This is a genomic window from Aeromonas sp. CU5 (genome assembly GCF_002586745.1).
In the GTDB taxonomy this organism is placed as follows: domain Bacteria; phylum Pseudomonadota; class Gammaproteobacteria; order Enterobacterales; family Aeromonadaceae; genus Aeromonas; species Aeromonas sobria.
Genome location: NZ_CP023817.1, coordinates 3,910,001 through 3,936,181, shown reverse-complemented (window position 1 = coordinate 3,936,181; position 26,181 = coordinate 3,910,001). Strand labels below are relative to the sequence as shown.

Here is a 26,181-nt window from a genome sequence, read left to right as displayed (position 1 = left end):
CCGCCGGACAAGCGACAGGCCCACCCATCAGTTATCCAGATCCCAGGGGCACTGCTTAACCAACCCCTCTTTGCCGCTGGCGACGATCGCCTGCTGCACCATCCGTTTGTAGCGATTCTTGATATGGGCGGGCAGCGCGGGCACCAGCAGCCGCTCGTCAAACTCCGGCAGCGGGCGATCCGGCAGCACCGCCTGCTCCTGCGGGCTGAGGGGCGGCCGGGAGGCGATATTACTGGCCGAGATGGTGGGCGTGCCCACCAGCATCTGGCGTTGCAGCGGCGCGCTCAGCAGAAAATCCACCAGCAGGTAGGCGGCCTTGAGCCGTGCGGGATCATCGCCAACATGACGGGCGATGGAGAGCGCATCGAGGGCATAGATGGCCCCCTCCTGCACCATGGCGATCCGCCACTGCTGATCGTTCTGCTTGTTGCACGCCACCAGCTCCAGCCCCCAGGTGGTGGCAAACTTCTGCTGGCGCAGATCCTCACAGCGGTTGGCCTGATTGAACCAGAAGCCGCGACTGGCTTGCAGCCGCTTCGAGAGCTGCTGCTCCACCTCCTGCTGCAACTTTTTGTCGGCCAGCATCTCGCCGCTGGCAAACAGGGCGGGCGACTTGCCGAGGGAGAGCAGCACCGAAAACAGCAGCGGTTCGAACTGGTCGCAGAACTCGGCAAACTGGCCCGGCGGCGAGCTGTTGGCGAGCACCTGCCAACTGGTGGGCGCTTGCGGCACCTGTTTGCTGTCGTAAGCGAGGCTGAACATGGCGTAGGAGAAGGGCACCGAGTAGTTACGCTCCCCCTGCTTGTCATATTCGGTGTTCTTGAGGGCGGGCTTCACCTCGGGGTAGTGCTGCAGGCGGCTGAAATCGATGGGGAGCAACAGCTTGAACAGCGGCTGGTGATGGGCCTTGTAGAAGTAGCTGGTCGGCAGCACCACATCGGCGCTGCGGGTGCGCAGGGCGCGGTAGACGCTGTCAAAATCGGTCAGCAGCGGCTCGATCCGGCTGACCGTCGCCTCCACCCCATGGGCTTTGGCGTAGTCGGCAAACTGTTGTTCATAACCCGCTGGCAAATAGCCCCATTCAAGCAATTTGAGCTGAACCGGGGCCGCCAACGCCGGGGTCATCCCCAACAACCAGCAAAGAGGCAGTAGACGCATGGCCGAACACTCCTGACAGGTAAACCTTGCTGGAGTATAGGCCCATGCGCCGACTTATCAGGCCACCAGATCGGCCCCCATGCTCACCAGAATGGAGAGGCTGACCAGCGCAAACAGCACGCCGGTCACCACATTGAGCGGCCGCTGCACCCGCAGCAGCAGGCGCTGGGCGCGATCAGTGGAGAGGCTCCACGCCAGCAACCCGAACCAGCAGAGGGAGATGATGAAGAGCTCGCCCACCAGCAGGCCGCGGGTTACCCCATCCACCTCTGGCGTCACCATGGCGGCCAGCAGACCGATAAAAAACACCAGCGCTTTGGGGTTGAGCAGATTGGTGGCGAGGCCAGTGCGCACACCCCTGCCCCAGCCGCGCAGCTCGTTGGCGGCGCTGGCCACCACTGTGCTGCTCTGCTGGCGAGCCGCCATCAAGGCGCCCCACCCCAACCAGCCCAGATAGAGGGCACCGCAGCACTTGATCACCATAAACAGCAGCGGGCGGCTGGCGATCAGCATGCTGATCCCGGTCAGGCTCAGGGTGGCGTGCACCATGATCGCCAGCGAGATGCCCAGCGCCGCGCCAAGGGCGGTCGGCCGGTGCAGGCTGGTGCGCAGGATCAGGGCGAAATCGGGGCCGGGGCTAGCCAGTGCAATCAGGTGCATCAGGCCGAGGGTAACGAACAGACTGGTCAGCATAACAACTCTCGTTTTAACGACGGAGAACCAGCATGGCGGATCAGCGGGGGGCGCGGCTTGTAAAAAATTGCATCTGGGCACGAAATTCGGCGGGCGTCAGACCGAATGCCTGGCGAAAGCCGTGGTGGAAGTGACTCTGATCGAAGAAGCCGACCGCCAGCGCTACTTCGCTCACCGCCATCCCGCTCGCCAGCAGCCGCTTGCCCTGCTCCAGCCGCAGCCGTTTCAGCCAGGCGTAGGGAGTCATGCCGCTGCGCTTCTTGAACTGGCGTAAAAAAGCGAAGCGATCGAGCCCGAGCAGCCCCGCCAGCTCTTCCAGCGAGTGTGGCTCATCGAGGGCGGCCATCAGGTAGTCGCGCAGGAATCGCAACTGGGGATCCGCCAGCTGGTGCACCTCGGGGGCCAGATGCAACAGCTCCCCCAGCAGGGCGAGCAGCTGGCTCTCGATCAGCAGGCCATCGGCCTGGGGGTTGTCGAGATAGCCGTGCAGTTGGGCAAAGCCCTGATAGAGGTCTGGGCGGCTCTGCAATCCCTTATCGAAGAAGGGTTCCGACTGCTCCGGCAGCCAGAGCGCCAGCTGCTGCGGATCGATGGCGAAGACCCGCACCTCGTACCCTTCCGGCAGCAGACTGAGGCCATCGTGCACCTCATCCGGGTTGACGGTAGAGAGCACCCCGCGCACCAGATGGTGACTGTTCCCCTTGTGGATAAACTTCTGGCCACCCCGCTGCACCAGCCCGATATGGTAGTCGAGATGGACATGGCGGCCGTAGCTGAACGCCCGGTGGTGGGAGTGCGACAGCTCGACCCCCGGCAGGTGCGGGGATTGCCAGTAGCGGATGAGGGAATCTGTGGTATTCATGGGTTATAGATACACCAGCAGCGGGCCTTGGGCTTGTAGATTATTGCACGCCCCCCCTCTCAACGCCCCCACAGCCGCGGGGTCGACTCCACCAGCGAGGCGAGCGGCACCCGCTCCACCACCTGACGCATGCGCTGCACCAGCTCGGGGTTGGCATCCCCCAGCGACTTGGTCAGCACGATATGCACCTGCAGCGGGGTGACCGGCAGGTAGATGAGGCGGGTCGCCGCAGGGAGTTTGGCGCGAAAATGGTTGGCGGAAATATCGTTGGAGAAGAGTGCGGCATCAATCCGCCCGCGCAGTAACTTCTGCATGTTGCCATGCTCCCAGCTGAGCTGGGAGAGGGTGTCGATATGGATCTGCGGATGCTGCAACAGCGGCGGCACGATCGCCTGACTCGACCAGCCGATGGTGGTGCCGTAGAGATCTTCCTGCCGCTCGACCGAATGAAGTCGCGATGGCACCAGTACCACCAACACCGGCCGCAGCAGCAACAGGTGGGGGTCAATATAGCGGAAGTGGCGAGCTCGCTCCGGACTGTAACTCAGCAACGGGGTCAGATCGCACTCACCGCTCTCGAGGTTGCTGAGCAGCCGCGCCACATTGAGCCCCTGCCACTCGATGGTGTGCCCGATCACGGGTTCGATGTGGCGGCGAAAGTAGTCGATAACCGGCCCGGAGACCTTGCCCTGCTGATCAATGGTGACCAGCGGCGCCAGCTGGAAGACGCATCCCCGCAGTGGCGCATTGGCCGCCACGGCTTGGCTGATGGTCATAAATGGGAGAAGAAGTGCCGATAGCAGTAATAACAAACGCATACCCGAACGAGAGATGCCCATAAGTGTCGACCCGATACCCTGATAGCCATCAGCATGGCACAAGGCAAAGGGGCGGGCTATCTCCTCGCACCGTTTAGCAGCCTCTTGTGACCCCTATTTCCACTACCACCGATCACCCGTTTTATTGCGGTAAAAATCAATAAAGCCGCTGCTCTGATGGATTTTTAGGTCTTGAGATATAGTGTTGCCCCATTCATCAAACCGACGGGTGATCGCCCCGCCGGACAGGTAGATTCATGAGACTGTTTTTGCTGTTGTTGTCGTTGTTCGCCACGACCGTAAGTTCTGATGAAAAGCCGCGCCTACCCTATTACGACTGGGGTCGCTGCCCGTTTGAAGGTTGCACCTATCAGACGTGGACCACCAAGCAAGAGGTGATCGTCAGAGCCGAACCATCTTCTACTGCCAAGGAGCTGTTCCGGCTGCCCCGCGGCCAGCAGGTAGAGGGGCTGACCGGTGTCGTCATTACCGAAAAACCGGGGATCGTCGAGATACTCAGGCCAGCCAAACTGGGCTACAGCAAGGAGGGGGAAGGGCCGCTGTTTGACATGAAGGCAGGGGAAAAACTTTATCTCCTCGGCTGGCTGGGCGAAGGCAATGGCCTGTTCTGGTACAAGGGTAAAACCTACATCCTCGATTACGACTATGCGCGCAAAGAGGTCAGATACGGCCCGTCACCGCAGAACCAGTGGTGGGTAAAAATTCGGGACCAGCAAGGGCGTGAGGGTTGGGTTGCCGAAGCCAAAAACTTCGCCCATATGGATCGTTTCGAATAGTGACTGACAGCCAGCCCCCCAAGATCGGGGGGCTGGCTGTGGATGACTCACTGCCCGGGTTGCAGCTTCATCTCTTGCAGATACTCCAGCACTTGGGTCTTGTAGTCCGCCTGATAGGAGAACTTGGTGCTGTCGCACGCCGCAATCAGGTTCACTGCTGTGCAGAACAGGGTTGCAGCCAGCAGCCCCTTGCCGACCCACTGCGGGTAACAGCGGCTCCAGCGCACCAGCAGCAGCAGGGTCGGGAACAGGGCGTAGGGGAAAATCAGCATCAGGTGCCAGTAGTTGAAGGTGATGGGCGAAAGCGCCGCACTCACCAGTACCGCTAGCACTGCCGCCAGCGCATAAAGACCAAGCCAACTCTCGCCATCCACTGCGGTACGATCACTGCGCAGCAAGCGTGGCTTGAGATCGCGCCACAGCTGCCAGTTGGCCTTGGCTGCCAGCAGCACGGTCGCCGAGCCCACCCCGTAGATCACCACCCGCCACAGCCAGACCGCCGCCAGCTGCAGATACTCATGACCTGCCAGCCAGATGAACTGGGTGTCGTTGACCAGCTTGCTGGCAAACAGCCAGGAGCCGTATCGCAGCCAGTAGAGCACCGATTTCAGCACCGGATAGACATGCACCAGCCCCCAGCCGATATAGCGCTGGCGCGCTTCGGGATCGCCTTGCTGAGTGATCGCTGTGTTACTCATAGCCTCCAGTACGTAAGGGATAAGAGAGGCACCAATCAACAGGGCAGCCACCACCACCCCGCTCCAGCTCACCTTGAGAATGCGGCGCCAGAAGAGGTAGGTAGACATCACCGCCAGCAGCGGCCAGGAGTAGTGCAACTGCATCGCCATGCCGATGGCCAGCAGATGCACGATCATGTGCCAGAAGGAGGCCCGCTCGCGCATATGCCAGGCCGACCAGCAGTGCATGGCAGAGAAGAGGAACAGATAAGAGGGGTTGTAGAGCAGACTCTCGTACTGGAACCAGGGGTTGAGCCAACAGAGCACCAGAAACAGCAACCGCACCACATTGCTATTCAATACATTGCCATTCAATACACGGTCATCAAACACCTGCCGGATCACCGCATCAAACAGCAGGAAGCCAACCAACCGCATTGCCAGCAGCAGCAGCATGGGGGCATAAGGTGAATCCCACAGCAGCAAGGGCCCGCCAATCAGCCAGGCCGACAGACTCCCCGGCACATTGCCCACCGCACTCGCCGCATTGCCATAACTAAGCCAGACCCCCTCATAAGCCCCCAGGTAACCCTTGTAGAGCATCTGGGTCTGATCGCCGGTGAGGAGTTGGTGATCGGAAAACAACCAGGAGAGCAGCAGCCCGGCAAATATACAGGCCGCGAATAATGCGTTATGGTATCGCCCACTAAGACCAATCATTGATCCACACCTATTTGAAAAAATTGCTAACGACTTTAACAGTTACCACCTGATTTTTCTCGTTTACGATTCACATTTTTAGTATATTTACCAGACAGTTATGAGACCTGCGGAGCAGTTATGACCCCACCAGTTAAAAAGTTTCTATTCATTGTTGAAGACTTGTATGGTGGTGGTGCAGAAAAGGTTCTGCTTAATACCGCATCATTACTAAAAGATGCCGGCGCCGAGGTAACGTTATATACCTTGCGGGAAAAAATAGACCATACGCTGCCTGACAATATTCATCCGGTTAATCTTGGTGTTGTCACAAAACTGACCAAAGCTATATCCAATGTTGCGGTTGAAAAAATACAAGCGTCGCTGATCCTCAAAAAAATAAAAGAGATCTCACCTGACGTAATTATCTCATGTTCATGTGACAAAATTACCAGACACCTGCCTGAAACACTGAATATCTATTACTGGATCCACGGTAATGTCACCGGTTTTGCCAAAAACAACGCCAAAGGATATGAAAAATTCAAACGCTTTTATAATGGCAAAAAACTGATCTGCGTATCTCGTGGCATAGCAGATGATATTTTGCACAATGTAAAAGCCACCCCCAAATCGTGTCAGATTATCTATAATCCGTTTGATATCGAGAAAATTCAGGCGTTGGCCAATGAGCCTTTCAGCAAGCCATTCGACAAGTACTTTATCCATGTCGGCACCTTCGAAGAGCGAAAACGCCACGATCGTCTCTTGCAGGCATATCAGCTAAGTGGCGTTGATACGCCACTCGTCCTGATGGGCAAAGGGGAGCGGCGTCCGAGAATTGAAGCCATGATCGAGGAGATGAACCTTGCCAGCAAGGTGAAAATTATCGATTTTCAGAAGAATCCCTATCCCTATATCAAAGCTGCCCAAGCACTTATCCTGACATCAGATGCTGAAGGGCTGCCAACAGTACTCATTGAAGCACTCATCTGCCATACGCCAGTGATCAGCGTGGATTGTCCGTCTGGGCCTGCTGAGATTATCACCTCTGATATAGAGAAATATTTAGTTCCTTTAGATGATGTTCATAAACTAGCTCTGGCTATTTCTGATATGGATGACTACCGTGCTATTATAAATGGCAGCTTATATAAAACGTTCTCCAAAAAAGAAACAATCACTACTTTTATGTCTCTATAGAAAATGGTGATTTACATTTAAACCACCATTTTTAGTTAAAACATAGTCAACGTCGCGAATTTTTAATATAGATAGCAACATTGAATAAATAGCTTAATAAATCGCTGCGAAAACGAAACACTTCTTTTCTCGCTCTCGAAAACAGAGAGCGTTTTCCTTTATTTTCTCGTTCAGAATATCCAATTTCAGATGGTAGGTCTGTTTGCAATACGATCGGTGGCTCAATACCATAGTCACAAACACCATGAATATGTTCACTATCCATATAGTCATCCACTGGCCACCACCATGACTCTGAGTAACTTAGAAATTTTTCCGCAGCAGAAGGGGACAGCGCGTATCCATGACAGCAACTCGGCCCTCTCAAATACTTGACGAGTGAGTGCCCCCCTACTCCACTAAGATGTTGCATAGAATAATACGCACCAAATATTGGCATTGTTTTGAGCGGCCCTCGCCCTAATCGCACATAACTATAGCGTGATACAACTTCGTCAAGGCCTTTGAGACAATTTATAAACGCATCAGAAAAATCCACATCATCTTCTAGAATTAACATAGGTTCTTTTAATAAAATACATTTTCCCCACAATGCCCTATGACTGGCAAAACAGCCTCTTTCACCCAGAGTCAGCGAGTGCCCCTTCTCTTTTATTCTCTGCTCATCATCATATCCTGGTGTTTGCTCTGCTCGCCCATCGACTGCAGAGAAAAACTCAAATGCAATGCCTAAACCAGACAAATGCTTTGTGATTCGCTCTCTACGCTCACTGGAACGTTCCAGACTAACAACATATATCTTCATTGTTGATTCTCATTATTAATTGAAACTGATAGTGCCAACACTAAAGAGAAGACAAAAAACGAGATCCCTGAATTATGAGAAAAATAGGCTTGGCTAAGATGATAGTCAGCTGTTGTCAAACAAGTGACAATAACGAGAACACCTCCATTATATGCAAGCGACTCTTGTGCCATAATCGAGAACCTTTTCCTCACCAAGAGGATAGGAACACACAGCATGGCAAGCAGTACTAACAACCCTATAATTCCACGTTTTGCCATCTCTTCAAGATATTGGTTATGGGCGTGATAGTTGAAGTTATATATGAAATTAGTAATTTTATTTTCTTTTAATTGTTGTTTCTGTGACTCACGTAACCCATTTTGTCCCCACCCGAAAAATGGCCTCTCCTTAAATGAATCCCAAGCGCTTCCCCACAATTGAAAACGAATGCCAAGAGATGTATCCAAGTTAGTACCATCGATGTACTGTTCTATATCAGTTTTCGCAGCATCAAATCTTTTCAACATACCTGTTTGAGGTGTCAGCACCATAGCCATAACAATTGCAAACAAAAACAACAATCCCTTTTTTTCATTATTTGTAATAATTTTTCTATACAGCATTAATATCGAAATAATCACGACTGGAAGCAATACCCAACCACCTCTGGCCCCGGATAAGAAGCTCCCAGTAAAACCAGAAATTGCACCTAGCATATAAAGGTAAGAAAAATACTTAGCATTATTAGCTCGATACCAAAAATAGCCACATAGACAAAAAAGGCCAAGTGACATGCTAATGTTTCCGGACTGTATAGGCATTGAATAAAAATCGAATGCTCGCTCATATCCGAGATAGAATTTATCGTAAATTGCGATACCGGCTGCTATTAACGCACCACAAGCGAACCCACAAAGTAAAACTTCCAACTTAACTTTATGTTTAGCAAGTGTAGGGATCACTAGAGCAGCCATTAATGCCCGACTTGGTCTATCTAATTGGCTAAATGAACTACCATCGACAATAACAGATATAAAAAAAAGAACGAAATATGATAAAAGCAATGATGCAATTATTTTATGTTCTTTCTCCATGGCAGAGAGGTACTCTTTACGCCAAAAGACAAAAAGACTCACTATTGCCAGCAACGCCGGGCCATATGAGTATCCACTTGGAACAGTAAGAGCAAGCGCGCCAAACAAAAAAGCCGAGGTTTGCACCACAAGAGGTACAAACCTCTCTTTATTCACTAAGACCATCATTCTTTTTCTTTTCTCACTTTCTAAAAACATAATTCCCGCGGATTTTACGCCATAACCCGAACACATCCGTGCGGGGGAAGATGGCAATCCGGCGGATCTGGAAAGGGTCCTGATGCATCGCTTTGGGGCCACTGTTGGTAGCGACGGCAAAACGATACCCGGCGGCAATAGCCTGCTCCTTGGCGCTGTCGTTCATATCACCGTAAGGGTAGGCGAATGAGAGCAGCGGATGGCCAAGCAGGGCCTCCAGTTGGCGTTTATTCTCCTGAATTTCATGGGCTTGTTGCTCGGGTGAAAGCTGACTAAGACGGGGATGGGTCAGGGTATGACCACCAATCTCCACATGACCGCTGGCGGCCAGCGCCTTGACCTGCTCACCACTCATCAATGAAACCTTGGTATCCGGATTGGTCGGATGCTCCACATCCCAACGGTTATAGCCTTCACCGGTGACCACGTACACCACAGCTTTGTAACCATATTTTTCCAGCAATGGCAGCATGCGGGTCAGGTTGTCCTGATAACCGTCATCGGCGGTGATCATCAGGTACTTCTTGCCGTATTGCAGACGGTGGATAAAGCCTTTGTCCGCCAAATCACGGAAGGTCAGAGTTTCATAGCCGAGCCACTTCATCAGGCGCAGATGCTTCTCGAACATGGCGATCGGCATCCAGGTGCCGTGCACCCCTTTCTCGCTATCTTGCTCGATAAAGCGGTGGTACATGATGACCGGCATTTCACGGCGCAGGGTTTCCACCACCGCATCCTGATAGATGGATTCCAGACCGGATACCACACCCTGCAAGCCATACTCATCCTGAATGCGTTGGCGAATGGCTTCCGGCACCACCTTGCTGGCCAAGGCGGGCTCGATCTCTCCCTTCAGGGCCGCAAAATCAATGGCCAGATCCTTGGGACCAATATCACCGAAGTTGCTGGCCAGCGCCTCATCCAGATTCTGTTCCGTCACCAGACCGATTGCCTTTGCCTCACCGATGGCAAAGGCGGGGCGACCGCAGATCAGTGCTTCCATCGCCACCCGACCGGCGCCGATCACCAAATCGCTACCCGCCAGCAGAGCAGGCACATCATCGACATAACCAACAAACTCGGCACGGCCTTCGAAACGGGCAAAGCGCTCCGGCACCTTGGTACCGCTGACAATCCGCACCCGACAAGCATCAAGATCAAGCACTTCGTCGAGCAGGCGGTAACAGAGCTCCCCTTTGGGGCCGCTCAGGCGACCAATGATGGCGATCACCGGCTTGGGGTTGTCCGGCGCAGGCACAGGTTGGAATTTGTCGGTTTCGATACCATTGCGCAGCACCTGCACGATGGCGGGATCAACCCCCAGATTGTCGACAATCTGATGGGCAATATCTTCACAAACGGCAACTGCCCGATAGCCGAGAGCATGGAACGCCTTGCGGGACGCGTGTACCGGCTGGCGACCATGCACCGTGGTGATCATCGGGGTGCCAGTCAGCTTGCAGGCCACATAACTGCTCCAGCCGGAAGCGCGAGAGTGAGCATGTACCAACTGGATATGGTGCTTCTTGATGAGATAGATAAGGTAAAAGACGTGCCAGAAGCGGCGCAGGATGCTGCGCTTGTTGAATCTCAGCTTGAAGACGGGACCAAGGGTCGGTTTGGTCAAGGTATCTGAAACGTAAAAAACGTTGTGACCACGCCGGGTCAGTTCATTGCCGACCGTGGTGGCATAGACCTCAGCGCCCGTTACCTCGAGCTGGGAGAGTGCCATCAATACATTCATCGCGCGGTTACCCGGTAGAGAAAAGAGGAACGGCAAGCAGCCACAGACACCAGAAACCGGAAGCAGGCGAGTGCCCACTTCCGGTTTTGCGCTCAAACTGCCGCGTTGTGCTCACCCGTTAGCGGTTGAGCCAGGCCATGTAATCCGCTACCCCTTCGGCAACAGTTTTGAACTCGGCGTCATAACCCACGCTGCGCAGCTTGGTCATGTCAGCCTGGGTGAAGCTCTGGTAGCGACCCTTGAGGTGATCCGGGAAGGGGATGTACTCGATGGCACCCTTCTGATGATGCTTGATCACCGCTTCGGCCACGTTCTGGAACGGCTCGGCACGGCCAGTACCGCAGTTGAAGATGCCGGAGTACTGCGGGTTCTGCCAGAACCAGAGGTTTACCTTGCAGACGTCGTCAATATAGATGAAGTCACGCATCTGGCCACCGTTCGGGAAGCCATCGCAACCTTCAAACAGCTTGGGATTCTCACCCTTCTTCACCTGGGTATTGAGGTGGAACGCGACAGAAGCCATGGAACCTTTGTGCTGCTCGCGCGGGCCGTAGACGTTGAAGTACTTGAGGCCGACTACCTGAGAGTTGATCTCCGGCATCCAGCGGCGCACGTACTGGTCAAACAGCTGCTTGGAGTAACCGTAGACGTTGAGCGGCTGTTCGAACTTGGGATCTTCGATGAAGTTGTCGTTGCGGCCACCGTAGGTCGCTGCAGAAGAGGCGTAGATAAACGGAATTTCACGCTCGATGCAGTAGTGGAACAGATCCTTGGAGTACTCGTAGTTGACCTCCATGATGAACTTGCCGTTCCACTCGGTGGTGGCAGAGCAGGCGCCTTCATGGAAGATCACCTCGATGCCATCCCACTCTTCGAAATCGTCACCAGACACTATACGGTGCTGAAACTCTTCCTTATCCATGTAGTCAGCGATGGTCAGATCGACTAGGTTGACGAACTTGGTGCCGTCGGTCAGGTCATCGATGACCACGATATCGGTCCGTCCTTGAGCGTTCAGCTGCTTGACCAGATTGCTGCCGATAAAGCCAGCACCGCCAGTTACTACGATCATGGAGTTTGCCTCTCGTACGTTGATGGCTACATGTGACTGCTTGTTAAAGCTGTGTATAGTGAGCCAATTTGAAATTGCCGAAAAGTTTATCACGGGCGGTCTGGGGATTCGACCTTGTTAAAATCGCCCCCAGACGAAACCCGCTGGAGGAATGAGTGATGAAAACCAGAGACAGGATCATTCACAGCGCGACCGAGCTGTTCAACGATCAGGGTGAGCGCAACATCACCACCAACCATATTGCAGCGCACATGGGCATCAGCCCGGGCAACCTCTATTACCACTTCCGCAATAAAGAAGACATCATCCACTCCATCTTCGACCAGTATGCCCGCCATCTGAGCGAGAGCTTCGTCCCGACCCGCAACCGTGAAATCACCCTGCAGGATCTGATGGGCTATCTGGATGCCATCTTCTATCTGATGTGGCAGTTCCGCTTCTTCTACGCCAACCTGCCGGACATCCTCAGCCGTGACGAGCCGTTGCAACAGAAGTACCTCAAGGCTCAGGAGCAGATGCGAGCATCAGTGGTCGCCCTGCTCAGAAGTTTGCGCGAAGGGGGTATTATCGATGTCAGCGACGAAGACCTGCCGGATCTGGGCCAGACCATCAAGATGGTGGTGACCTGCTGGATTCCGTTCCAGATTGCCCAGGCGCCCAACACCCGCATCACCAAACCCCTGCTCTATCAGGGGGTGTTGAAGGTGCTATTCCTGCTGCGCCCCTATGTGCAACCCCAAGTGGCCGAACAGATCCAGCAGCTGGAACTGCATTACCGTCAGCAGGCCCAAACAGCTGGGTGAGATCTGTTTCACATTTGTTGAATATCAGCACAATCATTTGAATTAGCCGCAACAGATTGCAGTAAAATGTTGCCCTCTGTTGATACGCAGCTGAAATAGCCAATAAGGATCGAGGATGTCTAACGGATTCTATCGTCACCTGACCGAGCAACTGAACCAGGTGCAAGCGGAAGGGTTGTACAAGCAGGAGCGCATCATCACCTCCGCCCAGCAGGCCAGCATCGCCGTCGGCGGTGAGCAGGTACTGAACTTCTGTGCCAACAACTATCTGGGGCTGGCCAACCACCCGGATCTGATCGCCGCCGCCCATCAGGGGCTCGACAGCCACGGCTTCGGCATGGCTTCGGTGCGCTTCATCTGTGGCACCCAGGACCAGCACAAAGCGCTGGAGCAGAAGATGTCCGTCTTCCTCGGCACCGAGGACACCATCCTCTACTCCTCCTGCTTCGATGCCAACGGCGGTCTGTTCGAGACCCTGTTCGGCGCCGAAGATGCCATCATCTCCGATGCCCTCAACCACGCCTCCATCATCGACGGCGTGCGGCTGTGCAAGGCCAAGCGCTATCGCTACGCCAACAACGACATGGCCGAGCTGGAAGCCCAGCTCAAACAGGCGGATGCCGACGGTGCCCGCTTCAAGCTGATCGCCACCGACGGCGTCTTCTCCATGGATGGCGTCATCGCCGATCTCAAATCCATCTGCGATCTGGCGGACAAATACGATGCGCTGGTAATGGTGGATGACTCCCACGCCGTCGGCTTTATCGGTGAAAACGGTCGTGGCACCCACGAATATTGCGGCGTGCTGGATCGGGTCGACATCATCACCGGCACCCTGGGCAAGGCGCTCGGCGGCGCGTCCGGTGGCTATACCTCCGGCAAAAAAGAGGTGATCGACTGGCTGCGTCAGCGCTCCCGCCCTTACCTCTTCTCCAACTCGCTGGCCCCCTCCATCGTCGCCGCCACCATCAAGGTGATCGACATGCTGGCTGAAGGTCACGACCTGCGCGCCCGCCTGAAAGAGAACAGCCGTTATTTCCGCGAGCGGATGAGCGCCGCCGGTTTCACCCTGGCAGGTGCCGATCATGCCATCATTCCGGTGATGCTGGGGGATGCCAAACTGGCCTCCGAGATGGCGAGCCGCATGCTGGCTGCCGGTATCTATGTGGTGGGCTTCTCCTTCCCGGTCGTGCCCAAGGGTCAGGCACGCATTCGCACCCAGATGTCTGCCGCCCACACCCGCGAGCAGCTGGACAAGGCGATCGACGCCTTCATCCGCATCGGCCGTGAACTCGGCGTTATCTGATTTGAATCAAGGGGCTGCAGCCCCTTTTTTCTGCATTCATATTGAAGGAACAACCATGAAAGCACTCTCCAAACTGCACAAAGAGGTCGGCATCTGGATGACGGATGTGCCTGCTCCCGAGCTCGGCCACAACGACCTGCTGATCAAGATCCGCAAAACCGCCATCTGCGGCACCGATATCCACATCTACAACTGGGACGAGTGGTCCCAGAAGACCATTCCGGTACCCATGGTGGTCGGCCACGAATATGTTGGGGAAGTCGTCGCCATCGGTCAGGAGGTGCGGGGCTTCGCCATCGGCGATCGGGTCTCCGGCGAAGGGCACATCACCTGCGGTCACTGCCGCAACTGCCGCGCCGGGCGCACTCACCTGTGCCGCAACACCATTGGTGTTGGCGTCAACCGCCCGGGCGCCTTTGCCGAGTATCTGGTGATCCCCGCATTCAACGCCTTCAAGCTGCCGGACAACATCCCGGACGAGCTGGCAGCCATCTTCGACCCGTTCGGCAATGCGGTGCACACAGCCCTCTCCTTCGATCTGGTGGGTGAGGATGTGCTCATCACCGGGGCTGGCCCCATCGGCATCATGGCTGCCGCGGTCTGCCGTCATGTTGGTGCGCGTCACGTGGTGATCACTGACGTCAACGAATACCGGCTGGAGCTGGCCCGCAAGATGGGCGCCACCCGCGCGGTCAACGTCAGCAAAGAGAAGCTCGCTGACGTGATGAGCGAGCTGGGCATGACCGAAGGGTTCGACGTGGGGCTGGAGATGTCCGGCGTGCCGAGCGCCTTCCAGGAGATGCTCGACAAGATGAACCACGGCGGCAAGATCGCCATGCTCGGCATCCCCCCTTCCACCATGGCCATCGACTGGAACAAAGTGATCTTCAAGGGGCTGTTTATCAAAGGGATCTATGGCCGCGAGATGTTCGAGACCTGGTACAAGATGGCCAGCCTGATCCAGTCCGGGCTGGATCTCTCCCCCATCATTACCCACAGATTCCACATCGACGAATTCCAGCAGGGGTTCGATGCGATGCGCTCCGGCCACTCCGGCAAGGTGATCCTGAGCTGGGACAAATAGCCCATTTCAGCCTTTGGTTACCCGAAACCCGGCGAATGCCGGGTTTCTTTTTATCTCCACTACCCGAATTGGCGTGATATCGGACAAGACTTTGTACGCAGAGTGTTTAACAGTTCACACACAAGCGTTTAAAAGGCCGTAACTATTCGGTTATAATCCCGTCGTTTACAGGGATAATAAAAGACTGCTGGGAGTATATGAGCGTGTTGAAAAAACTGAGCTATTTGCTGGCTGTCGGGATGACGGCCGCCAGCCTGTCTGGAGCCGTGCTTGCGTCCGCAGAGATGTCGCCGGAAGCCATTGCCGAGCGGGTCAAACCAATCGGTCAGGTCTATACCGCCAAGGATCTGGAAGGTATTGTCGGGGCAAGTGCGACTGCTGTTGCCACCACACCTTCCGGCCCCCGCGACGGCGAAGCTGTATATAATGGAGCCTGTTTTGCCTGTCATGCCACCGGTGCCGCTGGTGCCCCCAAACGGGGTGACAAGGCAGCCTGGGAACCTCGCATCGCCCAGGGTATTGCGACACTCAAAAAACATGCCATTGAAGGCTTCACCGGCAAGTCCGGCATGATGCCGCCACGCGGCACCTGCGCGACCTGTAGTGATGAAGAGATAGAAAACGCCATTCACTACATGATCGATAAGCTGTAAGTATTTGAAAGGGCCGCAATTGCGGCCCTTTCAATCTATCGGCTTCCGACTACTCTTGTAAGGTAGACATATCGGGAGTTGCACATGTCGTCCCAATCCATCGAACCCCATTACTCAACTCCTCTGTTGGCGTTGGTCTCTGCCATTATGGACTTCCCGGCGCAGCAAACGGCCACGGCTGGGGATTACGACGCACTTATCCAGCAAATTGATCAACTCTGCCCGCTGCAACATTTCGGCATGCTGGGCCTCTCCGATACCGGCTTGAACTGGATCTACGCCCACAAGGTGAGCGACACCTTCAAACAGCAACTGGGCAGGGAGCAATCTCGCATCGCCGATCAGCTCACCCAGCTGGATGAGGCTGAGGGGTGGTGTGTCTTCCCCATCGAGCATGGCCAGATACAGTGGCTACTGGCGCGCGGCGCACCAACAGATCTGCCGACCCTGCGCCTGCTGCTGGAGTGTCTGGCCAAACGGCTGACCGAAACCCAAGCGGACTATCATCTCGCTGAACTCCCTTCTCCCTTGTTCCGTAAAGATCCTAACTGGAAAAAGAAGATTGAGAGCATCAGTCGCATCATACGGTTAGCCAACACCCTGCCAGGTCAGGCGCTGTTTTCCCAGCTAGAGGCAGTACTGCGCCAGATGCTGGCCATCGAAGACATGCTGCTGGTCAGGCTCAATAGCCAGAAGCTGGAGAAAATTTATCCGGCACACCCTTACCAGAGTGATGAACTCATAAGTGGTTTATGTCACAGCACCAGCAATATCGAGGTAAACAGGGAATCACGACACTGGCACAGTATGCCGCTACGACTGCAGCAGCAGTATTTCGGCCACTTCATCATCAGCACGGCTCAACCGCTGGAGACCGATGACAAGCTGTTCCTCGATTTCTTGCGCGGCCAGCTCACCCTGCTGCTGGAGCTGAGACGGATCCGCCAGCAGCTCAACGACATCAATACCGAGGACTCGATCAACCAGCGGCTGCAACAGCTGCGCCAGACCAACCTCAGATTGCAAAAGCAGCTCAAGCAGCATCAAGAGCTGGAGCGACGGCTGCAATTCGATGCACTCCACGATCCCTTGACCCAGCTACCCAACCGGGCGCTGTTGATGAACCATCTCAATCAAGCCATGACCCACTACAATCGCTACAAATCGCCAGGGTTTACGGTGATTTTTATCGATGTGGACCACTTCAAGCAGATCAATGACACCCTGGGCCACAGTGCCGGCGATCAGCTACTGAAAGAGGTCAGCCGCCGGCTGCAGACCTGTATCCGGCAAAATGATCTGGTGGCTAGACTGGGTGGGGATGAATTCGTGATTTATCTGGATAGCAGCAAACACGAGGATGACATCAGCCCGGTGCTCAACCGCATTATCAGCCGCCTCTCCTATCCGTTCCGGCTGTTAGGTAACGAGCTGAATATTACCGTCAGTCTCGGGGTATCGAGCGTATCCGAGCAAACCACGGATATCAGCCAACTGCTCCATCAAGCCGATCTGGCCATGTATCAGGCCAAGCGCAATGGCCGCAGCAGGATCGTCAACTACTCGGAAGATTGTATTAACCAGAACTGGAACTCGCCGGAGGAGATGCTGGCCAGAGCGTTGCGAGAGGGGCGAATCGTCCCCTACTACCAACCGGTGATCCGGCTGCAAGACAGTCACCTGACCGGGCTGGAGGTAATGGCGCGCTGGTTGACCGAGGAGGGAGTACTGAAAGATGCCTTTGATTTTATTCCGCTGGCGGAGCAGTGTGGTCTCATTCTCGAGCTGGATTACCAGATCCTGCGGCGAACCTGCCAACAGTTAAAAAACTGGTTGCCGTTCTCGGGACAAAGCAAGTTCAAGGTCGCCATCAACCTCTCGGGCAAGCACCTCGCCAACCACGACCATATCATGCGGCTGATGGCCATCATTGAGGAGGTGGGGGTTGCCCCCAACTACCTGATTTTTGAATTCAACGAGCGGGAATTGTCACGACAGGATTCCGATGCGCTCGCGTCCTTGCATGACTTGCGAGCCAAGGGCATCCAGATCAGCCTGGATGATTTTGGCACCGGCTTCTCATCCCTCAATGCCCTGTTTCACTTTCCGGTGGATTACATCAAGGTGGATGACAGTTTTACCCAACGCATGCTGCAGTCACCCAAAGATTTGGCGTTGATCCGCGCCATGCGGGATATCTGCCAGGATCTTAATTACACCCTGGTGGTCGAGGGGATCGAGAACCAGCAACAGTTGCAGAAGCTGATCGACATCGGCTGCCAGATGGGACAAGGGCGATACATCTCCCCCCCTATGCCCGGAGCCGACATAGTGCCGCTGCTTGCCCCGGCCAGCCCATCGCTTTAGTCCTTCTTGAACATCGCCCGCAGATTGGCAATGCCCACTTGTCCTTTCTGCTGGCGCTCCTCGGCCGTCACCTTCTTCTGATTTTCCCACTCCAGATCATCCTGCGGTAGCTCCAGCAGGAAGCGACTCGGCTCTGGCCGTACCGACTCGCCAAACTGGCGCCGCTCCTTGCAGAGGGTGAAGGTCAGCTCGGTCTGGGCCCGGGTGATGCCCACGTAGGCGAGACGGCGCTCCTCCTCCACATTGTCTTCATCGATGCTGGTCTGGTGGGGCAACAAGCCCTCCTCCATCCCCACCATATAGACATAGGGGAACTCCAGCCCCTTGGATGCGTGCAGGGTCATCAACTGCACCTGATCCGCATCGTCCTCCCCCTCGTTGCGCTCCATCATGTCACGCAGGGTGAGGCGAGTGACCACCTGAGCCAGCGTCATCGACTCCTCCAGCTCATCCCCTTCCAGCATCTCGGTGATCCAGCGATAGAGGGTGGAGACGTTCTGCATCCGCATCTCGGCCGCTTTCGGGCTGGGGGAGGTCTCGTAGAGCCACTCTTCGTAGTGGATCTCCTTGATCATGTCCCGCACCGCCTCCACCGGATTGCCACGCAGCGCCAGATCGCCAAGGCGAACCAGCCAGTTGGTGAACGCCTGCAGTGCCACAAGGCCACGCCCAGAGAGGTGCTGCTCCAGCCCCAGCTCGAAACTGGCGGCAAACAGACTCTTGCCGCGCTGGTTGGCATACTGACCAAGCTTCTCAAGGGTAGTGGGGCCAATCTCGCGGCGTGGCAAGTTGACCACCCGCAGGAAAGCGGTGTCCTCATCCGCGTTCACCAGCAGCTTGAGGTAGGCCATGATGTCCTTGATCTCGGTGCGGGAGAAAAACGAGGTGCCACCGGAGATGCGGTAGGGAATGCGGTTGGTCATCAGCGCCTTCTCGAAAATGCGCGACTGATGGTTGCCCCGATAGAGGATGGCGTAATCCTTGAACCGGGTGCGGTTCATAAACTTGTGGCCCATCATCTCGGCGGCGATCCGCTCCGCCTCGTGCTCTTCGTTCTTGGCGAACAGCACCTTGAGCTTCACCCCCTCATCCAGCTCGGAGAAGAGCGCCTTGTCATAGACATGAGGATTGTTGGCGATCAGGATGTTGGCGCACTTGAGGATACGTCGCTTGGAACGGTAGTTCTGCTCCAGCTTGATCAGCTTGAGGCTGGGGAAATCTTCGCTCAACAGCACCAGATTCTGCGGCTTGGCACCACGCCAGGAGTAGATGGACTGGTCATCATCACCCACCACGGTAAAGCGGGATCGCTCACCGACGATCTGCTTCACCAGTTCGTACTGGCTGGTATTGGTATCCTGATACTCATCAACCAGCAGGTAACGGATCTTGTTCTGCCAGCGCTCGCGCACCTCCTGATTACTCTTGAGCAATAGGGTCGGCATCACGATGAGATCGTCAAAATCCAGCGCGTTATAGGCCACCATCTGACGGTGATAACGCTCGTAAAGCTGCGCCATCAGCACCTCTTCCGGCCCACGAGCGATGCGCATGGCACGGGCAGGCAGGATAAGGTCGTTCTTCCAGTTGGAGATCTGGCTGATAAGGGCCGAGAGCTTGTCCTTGTCGTTGTCGAGCTCGTCTTCGGTGAGCTCCTTGAGCAGCGCCAGCTGGTCGGTGTCGTCGAACAGAGAGAAGTTCGCCTTGAGATTCAAACTCTTGTGCTCACGGCGAATGATATCGAGACCCAGGGTATGGAAGGTGGAGACCATCAGCCCCCGCGCCTCCTTGCGCCCCAGAGTCTGACCGACCCGCTCCTTCATCTCCCGTGCCGCCTTGTTGGTAAAGGTGACCGCAGCGATATTGCGCGCGTTGTAGCCGCACTGCTGCACCAGATAGGCAATCTTGTTGGTGATGACGCGGGTCTTGCCCGATCCGGCACCCGCCAGCACCAGGCAAGGGCCGGAAACATACTTGACCGCTTCGTTCTGATTGGGGTTGAGCTTCATGGGCCGGATCTCTTGGCTTATGATGAGGGGCGGCATTGTACCAGAAATCACCCGACGAGCCGTACCTGCTGCACGGCAGACAACCGCCAATCGGGCTCATCGCGCCTTGTGTTCGGGCGCTATTTTCAGGATCATGGCCGACCTTTCGAGATGATGACTTTTTCCAGATGATGAGGGGAGCATGAATCAGCAACAGCATGACCGACTGCGCAGCCAGTTTCCGGCCTTGGCGCAGGAGGTAAACGGCCACCCTCTGGTCTATCTGGACAACGCCGCCACCACTCAGAAGCCGCAATCGGTACTGGATGCCATCGCTCACTACTATCGGGCCGACAACGCCAACGTGCACCGCGCCGCCCACGCCCTGAGTAGCCGAGCTACCCGCGCCTTCGAGGCCGCCCGCGAAACGGTCGCCCGCTTTATCAATGCGCCCCGCAGCCAAGAGGTGATCTGGACCCGCGGCACCACGGAGGCGATCAATCTGGTGGCCCAGAGCTGGGGGATGAGCGAGCTCAAGGCGGGGGACGAAATTATCCTCAGCACGCTGGAGCACCACGCCAACATAGTCCCGTGGCAACTGGTCGCCCATCGTACCGGCGCCCTGATCCGGGTTATCCCCCTCGATGAGCGGGGCGATCTCGATCTGGCCGCCTATCACGCCATGCTGGGGCCACGCACCCGGCTGGTGAGCGTAGCCCACGTCTCCAATGCCCTCGGCACTGTCAATCCGGTCGCCCGGATGGTGGCGGCCGCCAAAGCAGTTGGCGCCGTAACACTGATCGATGGCGCCCAAGCGGTGGCCCATCTCGAGGTGGATGTGCAAGCCATTGGCTGCGACTTCTACGCTTTCTCCGGCCACAAACTCTATGGCCCGACTGGTATCGGCGTGTTGTGGGGCCGCACCGAACTGCTGGAGCGGATGCCGCCCTGGCAAGCAGGTGGCGAGATGATCGATCGGGTCAGTTTCAGCGGCACCACCTTCAATGCCCTGCCCTTCAAGTTCGAGGCGGGCACTCCCCATATTGCTGGCGCTATCGGCCTCGCCGCCGCCATCGACTTTGTGATGGCGCAAGACCGGCAATGGCTCGACCAGCATGAGCAGGCCCTGACCGACTATCTAGTCGCTGGCCTGCAACAGGTGCCGGGGCTGCGTCTGGTCGGCGAACCCGGCCAACGCGCCGGTGCGGTCTCCTTCCTGCTGGAGGATATCCACCCGCAAGATGCCGCCACCCTGCTCGATATGCAGGGGATCGCCCTGCGAGTCGGCCATCACTGCGCCATGCCACTGATGGAATCGCTCGGGATCGGCGGCACCATGCGCGCCTCGCTGGCCTGCTACAACAATCGGGACGATGTCGACGCCCTGCTGGCCGCCCTGCACAAACTCAGTGACTTCTTCTAAGGCAGACAACCGAATGAGTGACCTCGCAAGCTATACCAAGATTGGCCTTGAGCCCAACGCCGACAACATCAGCCAGCAGTTTGCCGCCGCCCACGGCTGGGAGAACCAGTATCGGCTCATCATCCAGCTCGGCAAGCAGCTGCCAGCGCTACCCAGCGCATGGCAGCAGGAAGAATTCCGCCTCAAGGGGTGTGAAAGCCAGGCCTGGCTGAAGGGAGAAAAAAGTGAGGACGGTTGCTGGCACTTTGCCTGTGATTCTGATGCCCGCATCGTACGCGGGCTGATCGTCATCGTGCTGGCAGCACTCAACCACCAATCCACAGCGGCGATCCAGGCCTTTGATGTGGAAGGCTATTTTACCGAACTGGGGCTTGAGAAACACTTGAGCCCGTCACGGGGTAACGGGCTCAGAGCGATCGTGCTGGCGATCCGGGAGCAGGCGGTCTAACCCGCCTTGTTCAGTGGTCGATTACGCTTCGCTAATCGACCCTGCTGCTTCATTCCCGGCCTCTTTCTCAGCGCGGGCACCCCGCTCGGCAATCTTCTTCAATACCCGGGACGCGGCAACCAGCCCAAAGGTTGCCGTCACCGGCGTCACGGCGCCAAAGCCGGAGGCGCAATCCATCTTCATGGTGCCATCGCTGGCCGCCTTGGCCTGACAGGTGCCACCATTGCCATCCGGATAGCTCAGCTGCTCGGTTGAGAAGACACACTCCACCGCAAACCTGCGCGCCGGATTCTTGCTGAAGTTGTGCAACCGGCGCAGGTCAGAGCGCACCTTGGCCGCCAACGGATCCTGAATGGTCTTGGCCAGATCGGCCACCTTGATTTGGGTCGGATCCATCTGCCCGCCAGCACCACCCGCCACAATCACCGGGATCTTGTTGCGCTTGCAGAAGGCAATCAGCGCCACCTTGGCCTTGACTGAGTCGATGGCATCGACCACATAGTCAAACTCCTGCTTGATATGCTCGGCCAGATTGTCGGCAGTCACGAAATCGTCCACCTCGATCACTTCGCAATCCGGATTGATGGCGCGAATACGCTCGGCCATCACCTCTGTCTTGAGGCGACCAACCGTCCCCTGCATGGCGTGGATCTGGCGATTGGTGTTAGTGATGCAGATATCGTCCATGTCGATCAGGGTGATCTGGTTGATACCGGTACGGGCCAGCGCCTCCGCCGCCCAGGAGCCAACACCGCCGATCCCCACCACACAGACCTTGGCCTGGCTAAAGGAACGCAGGGCGTTCTGACCATAAAGACGGGCAATGCCCCCGAATCGCTGTAGATATTCTGCTTTCATACCACCACCTTGCTTGAGGGCGGCCATTATAACGACAACTAAAGCCAGCGGCGATGACAGATCCGGAGAAAATAGAGGAGGAAAAACAGAGAAAACGGCAAAGAAGAGGGAATAAAAGGTCAATTATCAGGCGATTTACTGAATTTCAGCCAATAAAAAACCCCGCTCATCGAGCGGGGTTTCTTGTATTTGGTGCCTGGCAGTGTCCTACTCTCGCATGGCGAATGCCACACTACCATCGGCGCTACCGCGTTTCACTTCTGAGTTCGGCATGGGATCAGGTGGTTCCACGGCGCTATGGCCGCCAGGCAAATTAATTCAATCTGAGAAAGCTGACGTGAGTAATGATGTCGCTCGTGGCTTCATCACTATCACTGAATTTTTAAGTAGTTCATGCACTTGCTACAAGGCCAGAAACACTTCTTGGGTGTTGTATGGTTAAGCCTCACGGGTAATTAGTATGGGTTAGCTCAACACGTCGCCGCGCTTACACACCCCACCTATCAACGTTGTGGTCTCCAACGGCCCTTTAGGACCCTCAAGGGGTCAGGGATGACTCATCTCAGGGCTCGCTTCCCGCTTAGATGCTTTCAGCGGTTATCGATTCCGAACTTAGCTACCGGGCAGTGCCACTGGCGTGACAACCCGAACACCAGAGGTTCGTTCACTCCGGTCCTCTCGTACTAGGAGCAACTCCCTTCAATCATCCAACGCCCACGGCAGATAGGGACCGAACTGTCTCACGACGTTCTGAACCCAGCTCGCGTACCACTTTAAATGGCGAACAGCCATACCCTTGGGACCGACTTCAGCCCCAGGATGTGATGAGCCGACATCGAGGTGCCAAACACCGCCGTCGATATGAACTCTTGGGCGGTATCAGCCTGTTATCCCCGGAGTACCTTTTATCCGTTGAGCGATGGCCCTTCCATTCAGAACCACCGGATCACTATGACCTACTTTCGTACCTGCTCGACCTGTCCGTCTCGCAGTTAAGCTGGCTTATGCCATTGCACTAACCTCCTGATGTCCGACCAGGATTAGCCAACCTTCGTGCTCCTCCGTTACTCTTTGGGAGGAGACCGCCCCAGTCAAACTACCCACCAGGCACTGTCCGCGAGCCCGATTCAGGGCCCTGCGTTAGAACATCAAACATACAAGGGTGGTATTTCAAGGACGGCTCCACGACAACTAGCGTTATCGCTTCAAAGCCTCCCACCTATCCTACACATGTAGGTTCAATGTTCAGTGCCAAGCTGTAGTAAAGGTTCACGGGGTCTTTCCGTCTAGCCGCGGGTACACCGCATCTTCACGGCGAATTCGATTTCACTGAGTCTCGGGTGGAGACAGCATGGCCATGGTTACACCATTCGTGCAGGTCGGAACTTACCCGACAAGGAATTTCGCTACCTTAGGACCGTTATAGTTACGGCCGCCGTTTACCGGGGCTTCGATCAAGAGCTTCGCTTGCGCTAACCCCATCAATTAACCTTCCGGCACCGGGCAGGTGTCACACCCTATACGTCCACTTTCGTGTTTGCAGAGTGCTGTGTTTTTGATAAACAGTCCCAGCCATCTGGTCACTGCGACTCCCAACTGCTCCATCCGCAAGGGACTTCACTGTCAAGAGCGAACCTTCTCCCGAAGTTACGGTTCTATTTTGCCTAGTTCCTTCACCCGAGTTCTCTCAAGCGCCTTGGTATTCTCTACCCGACCACCTGTGTCGGTTTGGGGTACGATGACTTGTAATCTGAAGCTTAGAGGCTTTTCCTGGAAGCATGGCATCAATGGCTTCCGCACCGTAGTGCGTTCGTCTCGTGTCTCAGCGTTGTATCTCCGGATTTGCCTAGAAATACCGCCTACGCACTTTCACCAGGACAACCGTCGCCTGGCCCACCTAGCCTTCTCCGTCCCCCCATCGCAATTACAAGTCGTGCAGGAATATTAACCTGCTTCCCATCGATTACGCCTTTCGGCCTCACCTTAGGGGTCGACTCACCCTGCCCCGATTAACGTTGGACAGGAACCCTTGGTCTTCCGGCGAGGAGGTTTTTCACCCCCTTTATCGTTACTTACGTCAGCATTCGCACTTCTGATATCTCCAGCATACCTCTCGATACACCTTCGCAGACTTACAGAACGCTCCCCTACCACTCAATCATAAGATTGAATCCGCAGCTTCGGTGCCTGGTTTGAGCCCCGTTACATCTTCCGCGCAGGCCGACTCGACTAGTGAGCTATTACGCTTTCTTTAAATGATGGCTGCTTCTAAGCCAACATCCTAGCTGTCTGAGCCTTCCCACATCGTTTCCCACTTAACCAGAACTTTGGGACCTTAGCTGGCGGTCTGGGTTGTTTCCCTCTTCACGACGGACGTTAGCACCCGCCGTGTGTCTCCCGGATATTACTTACTGGTATTCGGAGTTTGCATGGAGTTGGTAAGTCGGGATGACCCCCTAGTCCAAACAGTGCTCTACCCCCAGTAGTATTCGTCCGAGGCGCTACCTAAATAGCTTTCGGGGAGAACCAGCTATCTCCGAGTTTGATTGGCCTTTCACCCCCAGCCACAGGTCATCCCCTAACTTTGCAACGTTAGTGGGTTCGGTCCTCCAGTTGATGTTACTCAACCTTCAACCTGCCCATGGCTAGATCACCCGGTTTCGGGTCTACACCTTGCAACTAGACGCCCAGTTAAGACTCGGTTTCCCTACGGCTCCCCTATACGGTTAACCTCGCTACAAAATGTAAGTCGCTGACCCATTATACAAAAGGTACGCAGTCACCCCGAAGGGCTCCCACTGCTTGTACGTACACGGTTTCAGGTTCTATTTCACTCCCCTCACAGGGGTTCTTTTCGCCTTTCCCTCACGGTACTGGTTCACTATCGGTCAGTCAGGAGTATTTAGCCTTGGAGGATGGTCCCCCCATATTCAGACAGGATGTCACGTGTCCCGCCCTACTCGATTTCACTTCAAGGTCGTTTTCATGTACGGGGCTATCACCCTGTATCGCTGGCCTTTCCAGGACCATTCCACTAACTTCCAAGAAACTTAAGGGCTAATCCCCGTTCGCTCGCCGCTACTAAGGGAATCTCGGTTGATTTCTTTTCCTCGGGGTACTTAGATGTTTCAGTTCTCCCGGTTCGCCTCGTTAAGCTATGTATTCACTTAACGATACCCAGCTTATGCTGGGTGGGTTTCCCCATTCGGAAATCTGTGAGTAATAGCGTCTCTTACCGACTTCTCACAGCTTATCGCAGGTTAGTACGTCCTTCATCGCCTCTGACTGCCAAGGCATCCACCATGTACGCTTAGTCACTTAACCATACAACCCCAAGAAGTGTCGTCGAAACAACGCGACTTGTTGTCGTACAACAAGGACCAAAATAAATTTTGGTTTTCGCCAAGAAGTTTCCAAAGCACTTGTAACAAATGTTTGAGAACTACTTT

Annotated in this window: 20 protein-coding genes and 2 rRNA genes; 9 read left to right on the top strand and 13 right to left on the bottom strand. The window is 55.5% G+C overall.

Going from position 1 to position 26,181, the window contains the following annotated elements:
- Positions 1-27: 27 nt before the first annotated feature.
- Genes CK911_RS17715 through CK911_RS17700 form a run of 4 tightly spaced genes read right to left on the bottom strand, consistent with a single transcriptional unit; the run spans position 28 to position 3,489 of the window.
- Positions 28-1,158, bottom strand: a complete 1,131-nt coding sequence (locus CK911_RS17715) for a PotD/PotF family extracellular solute-binding protein (protein WP_098971594.1) — start codon at positions 1,156-1,158, stop codon at positions 28-30.
- A 57-nt stretch (positions 1,159-1,215) separates the two neighbouring features.
- Positions 1,216-1,851 carry a LysE family translocator gene (locus CK911_RS17710; RefSeq protein ID WP_098971592.1) on the bottom strand — a complete coding sequence of 212 codons (636 nt, stop codon included), beginning with the start codon at positions 1,849-1,851 and terminating at the stop codon, positions 1,216-1,218.
- A gap of 40 nt (positions 1,852-1,891) precedes the next feature.
- Positions 1,892-2,713, bottom strand: a complete 822-nt coding sequence (locus tag CK911_RS17705; protein ID WP_098971590.1) for an AraC family transcriptional regulator — start codon at positions 2,711-2,713, stop codon at positions 1,892-1,894.
- Positions 2,714-2,772: 59 nt separating this feature from the next.
- A complete protein-coding gene (locus CK911_RS17700) occupies positions 2,773-3,489 on the bottom strand; it encodes an ABC transporter substrate-binding protein (RefSeq protein WP_098971588.1) in 717 nt (238 codons plus the stop codon).
- A gap of 299 nt (positions 3,490-3,788) precedes the next feature.
- On the opposite strand from CK911_RS17700, the gene CK911_RS17695 reads away from it, so the two are divergent.
- On the top strand, positions 3,789-4,328 hold the full coding sequence (locus CK911_RS17695; RefSeq protein ID WP_042018442.1) for a hypothetical protein: 540 nt from the start codon (positions 3,789-3,791) through the stop codon (positions 4,326-4,328).
- A gap of 47 nt (positions 4,329-4,375) precedes the next feature.
- Here CK911_RS17695 and CK911_RS17690 read toward each other — a convergent pair whose 3' ends face one another.
- A complete protein-coding gene (locus CK911_RS17690) occupies positions 4,376-5,608 on the bottom strand; it encodes a 3-deoxy-D-manno-octulosonic acid transferase (RefSeq protein ID WP_098972781.1) in 1,233 nt (410 codons plus the stop codon).
- 237 nt (positions 5,609-5,845) lie between these two features.
- Here CK911_RS17690 and CK911_RS17685 point away from each other — a divergent pair, with 237 nt between their 5' ends.
- Positions 5,846-6,907: a glycosyltransferase gene (locus tag CK911_RS17685; RefSeq protein ID WP_098971585.1), complete on the top strand. Its 1,062-nt coding sequence runs from the start codon at positions 5,846-5,848 to the stop codon at positions 6,905-6,907.
- A 46-nt stretch (positions 6,908-6,953) separates the two neighbouring features.
- On the opposite strand, the gene CK911_RS17680 is transcribed toward CK911_RS17685, so the two are convergent.
- The 4 genes from CK911_RS17680 to rfaD all read right to left on the bottom strand — a co-directional run bounded on the left by CK911_RS17680 (position 6,954) and on the right by rfaD (position 11,802).
- On the bottom strand, positions 6,954-7,712 hold the full coding sequence (locus tag CK911_RS17680; RefSeq protein WP_098971583.1) for a glycosyltransferase family 25 protein: 759 nt from the start codon (positions 7,710-7,712) through the stop codon (positions 6,954-6,956).
- The gene (locus tag CK911_RS17675; RefSeq protein WP_098971581.1) at positions 7,709-8,956 is read right to left on the bottom strand and encodes an O-antigen ligase; all 1,248 of its coding nucleotides are present in this window, start codon (positions 8,954-8,956) and stop codon (positions 7,709-7,711) included. The genes CK911_RS17680 and CK911_RS17675 overlap by 4 nt, the downstream gene beginning before the upstream one ends.
- Before the next feature lie 13 nt (positions 8,957-8,969).
- Positions 8,970-10,730 carry a polysaccharide deacetylase family protein gene (locus CK911_RS17670; protein WP_098971578.1) on the bottom strand — a complete coding sequence of 587 codons (1,761 nt, stop codon included), beginning with the start codon at positions 10,728-10,730 and terminating at the stop codon, positions 8,970-8,972.
- Between the two features lie 118 nt (positions 10,731-10,848).
- Positions 10,849-11,802, bottom strand: coding sequence for an ADP-glyceromanno-heptose 6-epimerase (rfaD, locus tag CK911_RS17665; RefSeq protein ID WP_098971576.1), 954 nt, complete (start codon positions 11,800-11,802; stop codon positions 10,849-10,851).
- A gap of 158 nt (positions 11,803-11,960) precedes the next feature.
- Here rfaD and CK911_RS17660 point away from each other — a divergent pair, with 158 nt between their 5' ends.
- The 5 genes from CK911_RS17660 (at position 11,961) to CK911_RS17640 (ending at position 18,015) form a co-directional block, all read left to right on the top strand.
- Positions 11,961-12,605: a TetR/AcrR family transcriptional regulator gene (locus CK911_RS17660; RefSeq protein ID WP_098971574.1), complete on the top strand. Its 645-nt coding sequence runs from the start codon at positions 11,961-11,963 to the stop codon at positions 12,603-12,605.
- A gap of 115 nt (positions 12,606-12,720) precedes the next feature.
- Positions 12,721-13,911, top strand: coding sequence for a glycine C-acetyltransferase (locus tag CK911_RS17655; protein ID WP_098971572.1), 1,191 nt, complete (start codon positions 12,721-12,723; stop codon positions 13,909-13,911).
- Positions 13,912-13,966: 55 nt separating this feature from the next.
- Positions 13,967-14,995, top strand: a complete 1,029-nt coding sequence (gene tdh / locus CK911_RS17650; RefSeq protein ID WP_033137598.1) for an L-threonine 3-dehydrogenase — start codon at positions 13,967-13,969, stop codon at positions 14,993-14,995.
- Between the two features lie 197 nt (positions 14,996-15,192).
- Positions 15,193-15,648, top strand: a complete 456-nt coding sequence (locus tag CK911_RS17645; protein WP_172954048.1) for a cytochrome c5 family protein — start codon at positions 15,193-15,195, stop codon at positions 15,646-15,648.
- 84 nt (positions 15,649-15,732) lie between these two features.
- Complete coding sequence (locus CK911_RS17640) at positions 15,733-18,015, top strand: bifunctional diguanylate cyclase/phosphodiesterase (RefSeq protein WP_098971570.1); 2,283 nt, start codon at positions 15,733-15,735, stop codon at positions 18,013-18,015.
- On the opposite strand, the gene rep is transcribed toward CK911_RS17640, so the two are convergent.
- A complete protein-coding gene (gene rep / locus CK911_RS17635; protein ID WP_098971568.1) occupies positions 18,012-20,024 on the bottom strand; it encodes a DNA helicase Rep in 2,013 nt (670 codons plus the stop codon). The genes CK911_RS17640 and rep overlap by 4 nt on opposite strands.
- A gap of 181 nt (positions 20,025-20,205) precedes the next feature.
- Between rep and CK911_RS17630 the strand changes: the two genes are divergently transcribed.
- Together CK911_RS17630 and CK911_RS17625 are read left to right on the top strand one after the other, a co-directional pair.
- Positions 20,206-21,426, top strand: a complete 1,221-nt coding sequence (locus CK911_RS17630; RefSeq protein WP_098971566.1) for a SufS family cysteine desulfurase — start codon at positions 20,206-20,208, stop codon at positions 21,424-21,426.
- 13 nt (positions 21,427-21,439) lie between these two features.
- On the top strand, positions 21,440-21,874 hold the full coding sequence (locus CK911_RS17625) for a SufE family protein (protein WP_172954047.1): 435 nt from the start codon (positions 21,440-21,442) through the stop codon (positions 21,872-21,874).
- A 21-nt stretch (positions 21,875-21,895) separates the two neighbouring features.
- On the opposite strand, the gene tcdA is transcribed toward CK911_RS17625, so the two are convergent.
- From tcdA to CK911_RS17610, 3 genes are all read right to left on the bottom strand, one after another.
- On the bottom strand, positions 21,896-22,732 hold the full coding sequence (tcdA, locus tag CK911_RS17620; protein WP_098972776.1) for a tRNA cyclic N6-threonylcarbamoyladenosine(37) synthase TcdA: 837 nt from the start codon (positions 22,730-22,732) through the stop codon (positions 21,896-21,898).
- A gap of 194 nt (positions 22,733-22,926) precedes the next feature.
- Positions 22,927-23,041, bottom strand: a 5S ribosomal RNA gene (gene rrf / locus CK911_RS17615).
- A gap of 125 nt (positions 23,042-23,166) precedes the next feature.
- Positions 23,167-26,056: ribosomal RNA gene (locus CK911_RS17610) — 23S ribosomal RNA — on the bottom strand.
- Between the last annotated feature and the right edge of the window lie 125 nt (positions 26,057-26,181).

Bases quoted from the DNA above. Each gene is read 5' to 3' on its own strand.
- tdh (WP_033137598.1), top strand. From the start codon at position 13,967: ATGAAAGCACTCTCCAAACTGCACAAAGAGGTCGGCATCTGGATGACG.
- CK911_RS17690 (WP_098972781.1), bottom strand. From the start codon at position 5,608: ATGCTCTACAAGGGTTACCTGGGGGCTTATGAGGGGGTCTGGCTTAGT.
- CK911_RS17670 (WP_098971578.1), bottom strand. From the start codon at position 10,730: ATGAATGTATTGATGGCACTCTCCCAGCTCGAGGTAACGGGCGCTGAG.
- CK911_RS17675 (WP_098971581.1), bottom strand. From the start codon at position 8,956: ATGATGGTCTTAGTGAATAAAGAGAGGTTTGTACCTCTTGTGGTGCAA.
- CK911_RS17640 (WP_098971570.1), top strand. From the start codon at position 15,733: ATGTCGTCCCAATCCATCGAACCCCATTACTCAACTCCTCTGTTGGCG.
- CK911_RS17625 (WP_172954047.1), top strand. From the start codon at position 21,440: ATGAGTGACCTCGCAAGCTATACCAAGATTGGCCTTGAGCCCAACGCC.
- rfaD (WP_098971576.1), bottom strand. From the start codon at position 11,802: ATGATCGTAGTAACTGGCGGTGCTGGCTTTATCGGCAGCAATCTGGTC.
- CK911_RS17680 (WP_098971583.1), bottom strand. From the start codon at position 7,712: ATGAAGATATATGTTGTTAGTCTGGAACGTTCCAGTGAGCGTAGAGAG.
- CK911_RS17715 (WP_098971594.1), bottom strand. From the start codon at position 1,158: ATGCGTCTACTGCCTCTTTGCTGGTTGTTGGGGATGACCCCGGCGTTG.
- CK911_RS17645 (WP_172954048.1), top strand. From the start codon at position 15,193: ATGAGCGTGTTGAAAAAACTGAGCTATTTGCTGGCTGTCGGGATGACG.
- CK911_RS17710 (WP_098971592.1), bottom strand. From the start codon at position 1,851: ATGCTGACCAGTCTGTTCGTTACCCTCGGCCTGATGCACCTGATTGCA.
- CK911_RS17655 (WP_098971572.1), top strand. From the start codon at position 12,721: ATGTCTAACGGATTCTATCGTCACCTGACCGAGCAACTGAACCAGGTG.
- CK911_RS17660 (WP_098971574.1), top strand. From the start codon at position 11,961: ATGAAAACCAGAGACAGGATCATTCACAGCGCGACCGAGCTGTTCAAC.
- CK911_RS17695 (WP_042018442.1), top strand. From the start codon at position 3,789: ATGAGACTGTTTTTGCTGTTGTTGTCGTTGTTCGCCACGACCGTAAGT.
- tcdA (WP_098972776.1), bottom strand. From the start codon at position 22,732: ATGAAAGCAGAATATCTACAGCGATTCGGGGGCATTGCCCGTCTTTAT.
- CK911_RS17705 (WP_098971590.1), bottom strand. From the start codon at position 2,713: ATGAATACCACAGATTCCCTCATCCGCTACTGGCAATCCCCGCACCTG.
- rep (WP_098971568.1), bottom strand. From the start codon at position 20,024: ATGAAGCTCAACCCCAATCAGAACGAAGCGGTCAAGTATGTTTCCGGC.
- CK911_RS17630 (WP_098971566.1), top strand. From the start codon at position 20,206: ATGAATCAGCAACAGCATGACCGACTGCGCAGCCAGTTTCCGGCCTTG.
- CK911_RS17685 (WP_098971585.1), top strand. From the start codon at position 5,846: ATGACCCCACCAGTTAAAAAGTTTCTATTCATTGTTGAAGACTTGTAT.
- CK911_RS17700 (WP_098971588.1), bottom strand. From the start codon at position 3,489: ATGACCATCAGCCAAGCCGTGGCGGCCAATGCGCCACTGCGGGGATGC.